9 protein-coding genes and 3 pseudogenes are annotated in these 11,938 nt (G+C 38.6%); 11 read left to right on the top strand and 1 reads right to left on the bottom strand.

Annotated features, from left to right (window positions below; genetic code table 11):
* Window position 1 precedes the first annotated feature (1 nt).
* The 3 genes from EHLA_RS08725 to EHLA_RS17025 are packed head-to-tail and all read left to right on the top strand — an operon-like array spanning window position 2 to window position 1,624.
* Window positions 2-589: an AAA family ATPase gene (locus EHLA_RS08725; RefSeq protein ID WP_096240344.1), complete on the top strand. Its 588-nt coding sequence runs from the start codon at window positions 2-4 to the stop codon at window positions 587-589.
* A gap of 44 nt (window positions 590-633) precedes the next feature.
* On the top strand, window positions 634-1,473 hold the full coding sequence (locus EHLA_RS08720) for a histidine kinase dimerization/phospho-acceptor domain-containing protein (protein ID WP_242970701.1): 840 nt from the start codon (window positions 634-636) through the stop codon (window positions 1,471-1,473).
* 34 nt (window positions 1,474-1,507) lie between these two features.
* Window positions 1,508-1,624, top strand: coding sequence for a hypothetical protein (locus tag EHLA_RS17025; protein ID WP_334293552.1), 117 nt, complete (start codon window positions 1,508-1,510; stop codon window positions 1,622-1,624).
* Window positions 1,625-1,701: 77 nt separating this feature from the next.
* On the opposite strand, the gene tnpA is transcribed toward EHLA_RS17025, so the two are convergent.
* Window positions 1,702-2,106, bottom strand: a complete 405-nt coding sequence (gene tnpA / locus EHLA_RS08715) for an IS200/IS605 family transposase (RefSeq protein WP_096240342.1) — start codon at window positions 2,104-2,106, stop codon at window positions 1,702-1,704.
* 80 nt (window positions 2,107-2,186) lie between these two features.
* Between tnpA and EHLA_RS08710 the strand changes: the two genes are divergently transcribed.
* The 8 genes and pseudogenes from EHLA_RS08710 to clpB all read left to right on the top strand — a co-directional run bounded on the left by EHLA_RS08710 (window position 2,187) and on the right by clpB (window position 11,772).
* Complete coding sequence (locus tag EHLA_RS08710) at window positions 2,187-3,326, top strand: RNA-guided endonuclease TnpB family protein (RefSeq protein WP_096240340.1); 1,140 nt, start codon at window positions 2,187-2,189, stop codon at window positions 3,324-3,326.
* Between the two features lie 163 nt (window positions 3,327-3,489).
* Window positions 3,490-4,158 carry a response regulator gene (locus EHLA_RS08705; RefSeq protein ID WP_278277477.1) on the top strand — a complete coding sequence of 223 codons (669 nt, stop codon included), beginning with the start codon at window positions 3,490-3,492 and terminating at the stop codon, window positions 4,156-4,158.
* A 235-nt stretch (window positions 4,159-4,393) separates the two neighbouring features.
* Complete coding sequence (locus EHLA_RS08700; protein ID WP_096240338.1) at window positions 4,394-5,170, top strand: ZIP family metal transporter; 777 nt, start codon at window positions 4,394-4,396, stop codon at window positions 5,168-5,170.
* Window positions 5,171-5,458: 288 nt separating this feature from the next.
* Window positions 5,459-6,579: pseudogene (gene tnpB / locus EHLA_RS17140) on the top strand (IS200/IS605 family element RNA-guided endonuclease TnpB).
* A gap of 137 nt (window positions 6,580-6,716) precedes the next feature.
* A pseudogene (locus EHLA_RS08690) lies at window positions 6,717-7,358 on the top strand (ATP-binding protein); the annotation flags it as partial.
* A 296-nt stretch (window positions 7,359-7,654) separates the two neighbouring features.
* Window positions 7,655-8,704 (top strand): PDDEXK nuclease domain-containing protein, encoded by a 1,050-nt coding sequence (locus EHLA_RS08685; protein WP_096240336.1) that lies wholly within the window; start codon window positions 7,655-7,657, stop codon window positions 8,702-8,704.
* Window positions 8,705-8,791: 87 nt separating this feature from the next.
* Window positions 8,792-8,875, top strand: a pseudogene (locus tag EHLA_RS17135) (helix-turn-helix domain-containing protein); the annotation flags it as partial.
* A 299-nt stretch (window positions 8,876-9,174) separates the two neighbouring features.
* Entirely contained in the window at window positions 9,175-11,772 is a 2,598-nt protein-coding gene (gene clpB, locus EHLA_RS08675; RefSeq protein WP_096240334.1) for an ATP-dependent chaperone ClpB, read from the top strand.
* Window positions 11,773-11,938 lie beyond the last annotated feature (166 nt).

Here is an 11,938-nt window from a genome sequence, read left to right as displayed (position 1 = left end):
AATGGCAAAAAGAATTATTACAATCAGCAGAGAATTTGGAAGCGGTGGACGTTTTATCGGGGAAGAAGTTGCAAAAAAACTTGGAATTACTTACTATGATAAAAATATCATTAGTGAGATTGCAGAAAAGTCTGGTTTATCACCAGAATATATTCAGGAAAGCGCAGAGCTATCTCCCAAAAAAGGATTATTTGCCTATGCACTTGCCGGACGTGATATTACAGGAAAATCCGTTGAGGATATGGTATATGAGGCACAGAGAAAGGTTATATTGGAATTGGCAGAAAAAGAGTCTTGTGTAATTATTGGACGAAATGCAGATTTTATCCTAAGAGATTGGAACGATGTATTGAATGTATTTATTCATGGGGATATGCCGGAAAAAATACAACGTATCATGGACTTACATAATGTAGAAGAGAAGGAAGCTGTCAAAATGATGGCAGACACAGATAAAAGACGTATGACAAATTATAACTTTTATACGGATCAAAAATGGGGAAAAGCCAGCAATTACACGTTGTGCCTGAACAGTTCACAGCTTGGATATGACAGATGTGAAGCGATAATTATGGAGTGTGTGAAGTAAAGCACTGTTTTTTTCTTATCATTATAATATAGAACAGAGAGAAGATGGTTGTCGTTAGCCATCTTTTTTCTTTTTGGGGACCATACCAGTTAAAGCAGGGAGGAACAGGAGCACTGCTTTTTAATCCAGTTTATCAGGATAATAATTCAGACAAAAGGGAGTTCTGGGGATTTGTGATTCTGGTGATTGACTGGAATCGTTTCATTGATGAAATAAATCTTGATTATTTAAGTGATGCAGATTTCAGCTACAGAATCTGGACATATGATAGAAACGGCAACGACAGGATTATTCTGGCAAAAAGTCAGGATGATATGCCGGACAACATCCTGACAGTAGAATGTACAGTTCCCAATAATACATGGTATTTTGACATTATCCCTTCAAAGGGATGGAGTTCACGTTCTTACTGGATTATGTGTATTGTCGTTTCTTACGTATTCTCATTATTGGTTGCTACAGTATTTTATTTGATATTCAGCAAAAAACACAGGGAAAGACAATATGAATCAGAACTGAAAAAATCTGCTGAACAGGCGAAAAATGCCAGCGAAGCAAAAACAAGATTTCTATTCAATATGAGCCACGATATCCGAACTCCGATGAATGCAATTGTGGGTTTTTCCGGTTTATTAGAGAAGAATCTGCAGAGTGAAAAAAAGGCAAAAGAATATCTGGAAAAGATACAGTCTTCCAGTAATCTTCTGCTGATGATCATCAATCAGATTTTGGAAATGTCCAGGATTGAAAGCGGTACAGCGGTATTGCAATTAAAAGCCGAGGATATGGATGCATTATTTCACAGGGTAAATACAGTGTTTGAAGAGGATATCAGAAAGAAGAATCTGCAGTATCATGCCGATTTAGATATAAGACATCATTAATGTTGTCTGTGATCAGACAAAGTTACAGGAGATCATGCTGAATCTTATCAGCAATGCTATAAAGTATACCCCAGAGGGACATTCAATCCATGTAGAAATACATGAGGCCGCATCAGAGAATCCTTCAAAGATACATTATATTTTTTCATAAATAAAATCCTTTCGTTTGCCATAGGCGGAAACCCACTACCTTTAGGTGGTGGGAGGAGCCTTGTAAATCTTTAATCGTTAACCCTGATTCTCAATATATTTTTGTATAGTGGCTGAAGATACTTCTCCAATGCTACAAGCAAAATATCCGTCTGACCAAAATATCTTCTTCTTCCAATACTGTTTAGATAGAAGCGAACCATATTTGTGCCGTAAATAATACGTTGTTTCTTGCTTTACAATTTTGACAATATCGCAAACTTTATCTGTTGTATCGTAACTTAATAAGAAATGTATATGATCTTTGTCGGTTTCTATAGCAATAATTTCGTAGCCATAAGCATTAGCAATATCGAAAATCTTTTGTTTAACATCATCAGCGATAGAATCTTTGAGTAATTGTTTACGATATTTGGTTACTAGAACTATATCTACTTTAAGGTTGTATTTCCGTCTGTTATGACGATTGTATCTATTATCCATAATTCACCTCAAAACATTGATTTTCACTAATTATTATTATATAATATATATAGTGAAATATCTACGAAAGGAGTACATCTATGGAACAGATAACTATTACAGCTAAAATTCAAATAGTCGCAACGGAAACGGATAAAGTTTTGCTTGATGAAACTATGTCTGTTTATCGCAATGCCTGCAATTATGCTTCAGACTATGTATTCCATACTCACGACTTAAAGCAGTTTTCACTTAATAAGGTTTTGTATTCTACTTTACGGGAAAAGTTTGGTCTTAAATCGCAAATGGCTCAGTCTGTTTTGAAGACCGTTATCGCCAGATATAAGACCATTCTGGAGAATCAAAACGAATGGATTAAACCCTCGTTCAAAAAGCCTCAGTATGATCTGGTCTGGAACAGAGATTATTCCTTAACACAAAACCGCTTTTCAATCAATACGCTGAACGGTCGTGTGAAGTTATCTTATTTTGCAGATGGAATGTCTAAGTATTTCGACCATACGATCTATAAGTTTGGTACAGCTAAGCTTGTAAATAAGCATGGTAAGTATTATCTTCACATACCAGTAACCTATGATGTCGAAGAAAGTAATATTTCTGACATCTGTAATGTTGTGGGCATAGATAGAGGTATTAACTTTGTTGTTGCCACTTATGACAGTAAACACAAGTCTGGATTTGTTAGCGGTAAGGCTATAAAGCAAAAACGTGCTAATTATTCCAAACTTCGTAAAGAACTCCAAATGCGACGGACAGCATCTTCAAGACGAAGGATAAAAGCTATTGGTGGGCGAGAAAACCGTTGGATGCGGGATATTAACCATCAGGTGTCAAAGGCACTCGTTAAAAATAACCCAAAGCACACTCTCTTTGTATTAGAAGATCTGTCAGGTATTCGTAATGCTACAGAACGTGTTAAAACAAAAGACCGTTATGTTTCTGTATCATGGTCTTTCTATGACCTTGAGCAAAAATTAATCTACAAAGCAAAACAGAATCAGTCTTCTGTTATTAAGGTAGACCCTCGCTATACAAGTCAGTGCTGCCCTTGTTGTGGGCACGTTGAAAAGTCTAACCGCAGTAAAAAGATACACCTGTTTACTTGTAAAAACTGTGGTTACAAATCTAATGATGACCGCATTGGAGCTATGAATCTGTATCGTATGGGAATAGACTATCTTGCAGATAGCCAAGTACCTGATACAGTTGTAACAGAGTAAACTCTGCTACAAAGGGTGCTGTCAACCACCCTATGATGTAACGCCACTTTAGATAGCAATATCTATCGGGGATTAAAGGTCGGAGGTGTAAGCCGTTAGTACGACTGGGCAGTTACAAGCCCATGACCTTTAGGTCGTGGGTAGTTGACGTGAAGATACGGGCATTGGTATGAGTGAGGAATATCTTCCGCATGTCTATGAAGAATTTTCCAGAGAACATACCACTACAGAAAATAAGGTGCAGGGAACCGAGCTAGGACTTTCTATTATCAAATCCATGATAGAACTAATGGGTGGAAGTATTCAGGTAGAAAGCAGACAGGGCATTGGAACAAAATTTACGGTAGATTTTTCTTTTGACATAGCATCGAAAGAAGAGGTGTATGGAAATCAGAATACCATGAAGCCACCCGAAATTCACACGATAAAAGGAACAAGAATTCTCCTTGTAGAGGATAACGAGCTGAATGCGGAAATAGCGAAGACAGTTCTCGAAGATGACGGAGCGTTGGTTACCAGAGTGGAGGATGGGCAGCAGGCAGTGGAATTATTTAAAGAGAAACCAACAGGAACATTTGATGCAATTCTGATGGATCTGATGATGCCTGTTATGGATGGATATACAGCTACGAAGAAAATCAGGTCGTTAGAATGTTCAGATGCAAAAACAATACCGATTATAGCTATGACAGCGAATGCATTTCAGGAAGATGCTGAAAAGTGCATTGCCGTAGGGATGAATGCTCATCTGGCGAAGCCTTTAGATATTGAAAAAGTGATGATAACAATCTGTCATTTAGTAAAAAAGAAAAATTCAATCACCATCTATTAGAGCATGACTGTGATTGACCAGAAAAAATTAGAAACATTGTTAAAAGAATTTTGTTGTTATATCATTCCGTAAGTGATATACTAAAAAGACAGAAAAAAAACCGTGTGAAATTACAGTTTTACTTTCTCACGGTTTCTTTTATATAGATAAGTTAGTTACAACTAATATTAAAATAGTATGAAAGACTACAAAATAGTAGTTTTTCCGGTTTTAAAGAAAGGAAAATGCAAAGCTAATGAATACTTTTTTTGGCATATTAATTCCATTTATTGGAACAACGCTGGGTGCAGCGTGTGTATTTTTTATGAAAAAAACGCTGGGCAAATCAGTGCAACGTGCACTTACAGGATTTGCAGCAGGTGTAATGGTTGCTGCTTCAATCTGGAGTCTTCTGATTCCGGCCATTAAACAATCTGAGAATATGGGAGACTTATCATTTGTTCCGGCAGTTGCTGGGTTCTGGATTGGTATATTATTTTTACTCACACTCGATCATTTGATTCCACATCTTCATGTTGGAAGTAATCAGGCAGAGGGACCGAAAAGCAGGCTTGGTCGTACTACGATGATGGTGTTGGCGGTCACATTGCATAACATTCCGGAAGGTATGGCAGTCGGTGTAATGTATGCAGGATTTCTTGCTGGAAATACACAGATTACATCAACAGGTGCACTTGCGTTATCACTTGGAATTGCTATTCAGAATTTTCCGGAAGGAGCAATTATATCCATGCCGCTTAGAGCAGAGGGAGAAAGTAAGAGAAAGGCATTTTTAGGTGGTGTACTTTCAGGGGTGGTCGAACCGATTGGCGCAGTATTGACAATTCTTGCTGCACAGCTGATAATCCCGGCATTACCATATTTGCTGAGCTTTGCAGCAGGGGCTATGCTTTATGTCGTGGTTGAAGAACTAATCCCTGAAATGTCGCAGGGACAGCACTCAAATATTGGTACGGTTTTCTTTGCAATTGGGTTTAGCTTAATGATGATTCTGGATGTGGCACTTGGGTGATAGCAGACAGGAGCAGGTATTAGAATTTGGAAAAGGCAGTAGTAATGGCTGCCGATACATTTATCCTCTTACAGCAAGAAGACTCCGACCTCTAAGGTGGAAGATGAATTGCGTCTGCTATCTACTTGATAGAGGATACTAATTATAGTATAGTATCTTTAGTCGAATAATAAAAAATTGAGATACAATCAATTGAGATAATAACGCACATTTAGTATTCTTACTATACTATCATCTTGTGCTTGTGTTCAAGTATCGCAGGTGGGGTTTCGCGGAAAGGGAAGTGGCATGGTGGCAAACAGAGCATATAAATTCAGAATATATCCCAATGATGAACAGAAGATTTTGTTTGCCAGAACTTTTGGATGTGTCAGAATGGTATACAATCATTGGCTTGATAGAAAGATCAGGCAGTACGAGGAGAACAAGACAAACGTAACATATACCATTTGCGCAAAAGAAATGGCTGCAATGAAGAAAACGGAAGAATACAGATTTTTAAAGGAAATAGACAGTATCGCATTACAACAATCACTCAGACACCTTGATACGGCATTTCAGAACTTTTTCAAACAGCCGAAAACAGGTTTTCCAAGGTTTAAATCAAAAAAGCGGAATAAAAACAGCTATTCCACAGTCTGCATCAATGGGAACATAACGCTGTCTAATGGATATTTGAAATTACCTAAGATTGGCCAAGTCCGCTTAAAACAGCACAGATCTGTTCCAAGTGAATACAGACTGAAATCTGTAACAGTAAGTCAGACACCAAGCGGAAAATACTATGCAAGTATTCTTTTTGAGTATGAAGATCAAGTACAGGAAAAGGAGATGCAAAAGTTTTTAGGTTTAGATTTTTCCATGCATGAATTATATCGTGACAGCAACGGTAAGGAGCCTGCCTATCCAAGGTATTACAGGAATGCGGAGAAAAATTAGCGAGAGAACAACGTAAGCTTTCCAAAATGCAGAAAGGTTCAAACAATCGCAATAAGCAGAGGCTTAAGGTGGCAAAACTTCACGAAAAGGTTTCCAATCAACGAAAAGACTTTCTGCATAAGCGGTCAAGGCAGATAACCAATGCTTATGATGGCGTATGTATAGAAGATTTAGATATGAAAGCGATGTCGCGGTCGCTAAATTTGGGGAAATCTGTTTCGGATAACGGCTGGGGAATGTTCACAATATTTTTGAAATACAAACTGGAGGAGCAGGGTAAGAAGCTTATGAAGGTGGGTAGATTTTTTGTAAGCAGCCAGACCTGTTCTGTTTGTGGTTACAAGAATGTTAAAACGAAAAATCTTGCGTTAAGAGAGTGGGATTGTCCGCAGTGCGGGAACCATCACGACAGAGATGTAAATGCGGCGATAAATATCAGAAATGGAGGAATGCGGCTGGTAAATGCATGACCGCAACATAATAACCTAATACAAACCGTGGGACACACGGGGATAGCTCGCTTATGCTTAGCACGGTAGTGCTATCGAACGAGAACCAAACTTGCCGAGGATGGGAAGCTCCCGCCTCTACAGGTTGGGGAGGATGTCACGAGATTCCACCGGATGCCATTCGTGAGTTGATCATCAATGCCATGGTGCATCGTAGTTATCTGGATCATGGTACAATACAGGTTGCGGTATATGACAACCGTTTGGAAATCACTTCTCCCGGAAAGCTGCCAATGGGACAAACGATGGAGCGTATGAAAGAAGGTTATTCCAAAATTAGAAATGAAGCCCTTGCCCATGCGTTTGCCTATATGAACCTGATTGAGCATTGGGGAAGCGGCATTCCGAGAATTATTGATAAAGTAAAAGCTGTCGGATTGCGAGAGCCGGAGTTTATTGGTGGCGAAGTGGATTTACGTATCAATATTTATCGAGGTCAGGTTGATACCAATAACGCCATAATTAACGCCAATGGCACTAAAAATGACGCTAATGGCGTTAAATGTGGCGCCGATGATGGCACTAATGGCACTGAAGTGCCGCTTAATAAGGAACAGACGCAGATAGAAAAATTGTTGCAGATTATAGAGAAGAATCCGTCTGCAACACAGGCCTATTATGCAGAAAAAATGGGTATATCGAAAAGAACGATTTCTCGAATGTTCGCTTCTTTACAGGAAAAAGGTAGATTGGTACAGGGCGGAACAAAACGAAAAGCAAATTGGAAAATTATAAGGTAGGAGGACAGCATGGATACAGATAAAATAATACAAGATTTAAATCGCAGGTTTGCTGCACCTCTGCCTGAGTTTTATCAGCGTCGTATCATTTTTCTGGTACAATGAAGATAAGGAATTTGAGGATAAACTGGATGAAGTGGTTTTGGAAAATGCAAAGGTGATTGCGGTCTCATTATTATATGTGAACATGAAATAGCAGTAGGCATAATGAGAAAAATAGGGTAATATAACAGTAAGCAGTTGGGACAGTTTTGAAATGCCAATTTGGCATTTCAAGTTATAGAAGGGAATCGATAATGAAAAAAGAGATATTAATAGCAGATAATATTGATAATATTTATGATGAAATAAATGCGTTAATCAGGGAAAAGAAAACTAATGTAAAAAAAGTTGTGAATGATGCTATTATTTCTCTTAATTGGGGAATTGGAAAAAGACTTAGTGTGGAGTTAACTGGAAATAATAAGCCTGAGTATGGAAAAAAGGTTGTTGCAGAAGTCAGTAAACGGCTGGAACAGGAGTATGGTTCGGGATTTGATAAAACATCAATTTCAAGAATGATTAAGTTTTATCAGGAATTTCCTGACTTCGAAAAAGTTGCGACATTGTCGCAACAATTGACCTGGTCGCATTTTGTAGAGATTCTGCCAATACAAGATGAGTTAAAAAGAGATTTTTATGCTGCAATGTGTATGCAGGAAAGCTGGTCAATGCGAACACTGCGTGAAAGAAAAAAATCCATGCTTTATGAACGAACTGCAATATCGAAGAAACCAGAAGAAACGATTAAAAATGAAATTGCGGAATTACGAGATGATGGAAAAATGAGTCTGGATCTTTTTTACAGAGATCCATATATGCTTGATTTTCTCGGTTTACGTGATACTTATAGTGAAAAAGATTTAGAAAATGCTATTCTTGCAGAATTAGAAAAATTTATTCTGGAAATGGAATCGGATTTTGCATTTTTAGCAAGACAGAAACATTTTGTACTGGATGGCAAGGACTACTATATGGATTTATTATTCTATCATAGAGGCTTGAGAAGGTTGGTTCTTGTCGAACTAAAGCTTGGGGAATTTGAACCGCAGGATAAAGGACAAGTCGAGCTGTATTTGCGATGGCTGGAAAAGAATGAAAGAGTGGAAGGTGAAGAAAGTCCGGTTGCACTTATATTATGTGCAGAAAAATCACAGGAAACTATAGAATTAATGCAATTGGATCATGGAAATATTCATGTGGGACAGTATATGACCAAAATGCCTCCAAAAGAACTTTTAGAACAGAAGCTATCCCTTGCTATTGCAAATGCGAGAGAATTGTTAGAACAAAGGAAAGAAGAATAGAAATTTTCAATTTAATAATGAAGTGCAGAGAAAGGCGTGAGTCATAGAAATGTGGCTTGCGTCTTTTTCTGTCTGGAAAGGAAGTGAGATAGAATGGCACAGGTCTTTCGTGTAGAACGAAACAAGAATTTTACGGTAATGAGCAACCATCATTTCAAGAACAAAGATTTGTTGTAAAAATGTGGTAAAATCAAGAAAACTGAGTGCGAAAGAGAATATTACGCCATGCACAGCTCGGGAAAGAATTCCCTCGCTGTAGGGCTGTCGCCCTATATATTTCCATGAAAGAAACCTCCTTTTCATGCAAGCTTGAAGGAGTTTTTTTCATGGAAATATGCATGGCTTGTAGTGTTCACAAAATTTTCACAAATAATTAGCACTCGACCCTTGACGTGGCTAATAGAAGGTGCTATATATATGTTATACGAAGTGTAGAACAAATAAGCATCTTCGGGTTAGGAGGAACTTATATGAATATAAATAAATTTACGCAAAAGTCATTAGAGGCTGTGAACAGTTGTGAGAAACTAGCTTATCAGTATGGCAGTCCGGAGATTGATCAGGAGCATTTTTTATACAGCTTACTTACCATTGAGGATAGTCTGATTTTAAAGCTGATTGAGAAGATGGAAGTGAATAAAGAAGCATTTCTGTCACAGGTACAGCAGGCAGTTGAGAAGAAGCCAAAAGTTTCCGGTGGACAGACTTATATTAGTAAGTCTTTGAATCAGGTACTTGTGAGTGCGGAGGATGAAGCGAAGGCAATGGGAGATGAGTATGTTTCTGTAGAACATCTTTTCCTTTCTTTAATGAAGTATCCGAATACAGAGATTAAGAAACTGTTTCAGGCATATGGAATTACAAGAGAGCGCTTTCTTCAGGCATTATCTACGGTAAGAGGTAACCAGAAGGTTGTCAGTGATAACCCAGAAGCCACTTATGAGACACTTGAAAAATATGGTTATGATCTTGTAGAACGAGCAAAACAACAGAAGCTTGATCCGGTGATTGGTCGTGACAGCGAGATTCGTAACGTGGTTCGTATCCTTTCAAGAAAGACAAAGAATAATCCGGTATTGATTGGTGAACCTGGTGTTGGTAAAACAGCCGTTGTTGAAGGCCTTGCACAGCGAATCGTGAAAGGTGATGTGCCAGATTCTTTAAAGGATAAGAAGTTATTTGCCCTTGATATGGGTTCATTAGTTGCCGGAGCAAAGTATCGTGGTGAATTTGAGGAACGTTTAAAAGCGGTTCTTGAAGAAATCAAAGCGAGTGATGGACAGATTCTGTTGTTTATTGATGAGCTGCATACAATTGTTGGTGCCGGTAAGACAGACGGTGCGATGGATGCAGGTAACTTATTAAAGCCTATGCTTGCCAGAGGTGAACTTCACTGTATCGGTGCTACAACACTGAATGAGTACCGTCAGTATATTGAAAAAGATGCCGCATTAGAGCGTCGTTTCCAGCCGGTTATGGTTGATGAACCAACTGTGGAAGATACGATTTCTATCTTAAGAGGTTTAAAAGACCGTTATGAAGTATATCATGGTGTAAAGATTGCAGACAGTGCGTTAGTTAGTGCTGCTGTGTTATCCAACCGTTATATTACAGATCGTTTCCTTCCAGATAAGGCAATTGACCTTGTGGATGAAGCTTGTGCGATGATTAAGACCGAACTGGATTCGCTTCCAGCAGATCTTGATGAAGTACAGAGAAAGATTATGCAGTTAGAGATTGAGGAAGCAGCTTTGAAGAAAGAAACGGATCGGCTTAGTGTAGAACGTCTGGAGAATCTTCAGAAAGAATTAGCAGAGCTGCGTGAGGACTTTAAGTCAAGAAAGGCATCCTGGGATCAGGAGAAATCCGCAGTGGAGCGTGTTTCAAAGTTAAAAGAAGAAATTGAGAGTTTAAATAATGAGATTCAGATCGCACAGCGTAACTATGATTTAAATAAAGCAGCAGAACTTCAATATGGTAAACTTCCGGAACTTCAAAAACAATTAGAAGAAGCAGAAGAAAGTGCAAAGAAGAGAGAGTCTTCTATGGTACATGAATCTGTTACGGATGATGAAATAGCAACGATCATCAGCCGCTGGACAGGTATTCCAGTAGCAAAACTTACGGAAAGTGAAAGAAATAAAACATTAAATCTTGATAAAGAACTTCATAAGAGAGTAGTCGGTCAGGATGAGGGTGTGGAAAAGGTTACCGAAGCGATCATTCGTTCTAAAGCAGGAATTAAAGATCCAAATAAGCCAATCGGTTCCTTTATGTTCCTTGGACCTACTGGTGTAGGTAAGACGGAACTTGCAAAGGCACTTGCTGCAAGCCTGTTTGACAATGAACAGAACATGGTTCGTATTGATATGAGTGAGTATATGGAGAAATATTCCGTATCTCGTCTGATTGGAGCGCCTCCAGGATACGTAGGATATGAAGAGGGCGGTCAGCTTACCGAAGCCGTCAGAAGAAAACCATACTCGGTTGTTCTTTTTGATGAGATAGAAAAGGCACATCCTGATGTATTTAATGTGCTGTTACAGGTACTTGATGACGGACACATCACCGATTCCCAGGGCAGAACGGTAGACTTTAAGAACACGATATTAATTATGACCTCCAATATCGGTTCCCAGTATCTGCTCGAGGGAATTGATGAGGAAGGCAATATTAAGACCGATGCAGAAAACATGGTTATGAATGACCTTCGTGCACATTTCCGTCCGGAATTCCTGAACCGTCTGGATGAGATTATTATGTTTAAACCTCTTACGAAGAGTAATATTGGCGGAATTATTGAATTACTTCTTGCTGATGTTAATAAACGTCTTGAGGATAAAGAACTGGTAATCCGCTTGACAGATGCTGCAAAGAATTATGTAATTGATCATGGATATGAACCGGCATATGGTGCCCGTCCATTAAAGAGATACCTTACAAAACATGTTGATACGCTTGCGGCAAGGATGATTCTTTCAGGAGAAGTGTATCCACAAGATACGATTATCATTGACGAACAGGGAGGAACGCTTACTGCTTCTGTCAAACATAATTCCGTTCAGTAGTAATTCAAGCCGAGCTGTCACTCACCACCTGAAAGAGGTGGGAGTCTTCTCGACTGAGATAAAATAATAAATAAAAACCCGGAAGTATATTATGGGAATATCACTGGAAACAACAGAGATTAATTGTAAATGTTGTAAGTGATAAAAAGTTTCACATAATATACTT

It is taken from the genome of Anaerobutyricum hallii, assembly GCF_900209925.1.
In the GTDB taxonomy this organism is placed as follows: Bacteria; Bacillota; Clostridia; order Lachnospirales; family Lachnospiraceae; genus Anaerobutyricum; species Anaerobutyricum soehngenii.
Note: the sequence above shows the minus strand (reverse complement) of the source record. Positions and strands in the feature narration are given on the sequence as shown.

Bases quoted from the DNA above. Each gene is read 5' to 3' on its own strand.
- EHLA_RS08725 (WP_096240344.1), top strand. From the start codon at position 2: ATGGCAAAAAGAATTATTACAATCAGCAGAGAATTTGGAAGCGGTGGA.
- EHLA_RS08720 (WP_242970701.1), top strand. From the start codon at position 634: ATGGTTGTCGTTAGCCATCTTTTTTCTTTTTGGGGACCATACCAGTTA.
- EHLA_RS17025 (WP_334293552.1), top strand. From the start codon at position 1,508: ATGCTGAATCTTATCAGCAATGCTATAAAGTATACCCCAGAGGGACAT.
- tnpA (WP_096240342.1), bottom strand. From the start codon at position 2,106: ATGGATAATAGATACAATCGTCATAACAGACGGAAATACAACCTTAAA.
- EHLA_RS08710 (WP_096240340.1), top strand. From the start codon at position 2,187: ATGGAACAGATAACTATTACAGCTAAAATTCAAATAGTCGCAACGGAA.
- EHLA_RS08700 (WP_096240338.1), top strand. From the start codon at position 4,394: ATGAATACTTTTTTTGGCATATTAATTCCATTTATTGGAACAACGCTG.
- EHLA_RS08685 (WP_096240336.1), top strand. From the start codon at position 7,655: ATGAAAAAAGAGATATTAATAGCAGATAATATTGATAATATTTATGAT.
- clpB (WP_096240334.1), top strand. From the start codon at position 9,175: ATGAATATAAATAAATTTACGCAAAAGTCATTAGAGGCTGTGAACAGT.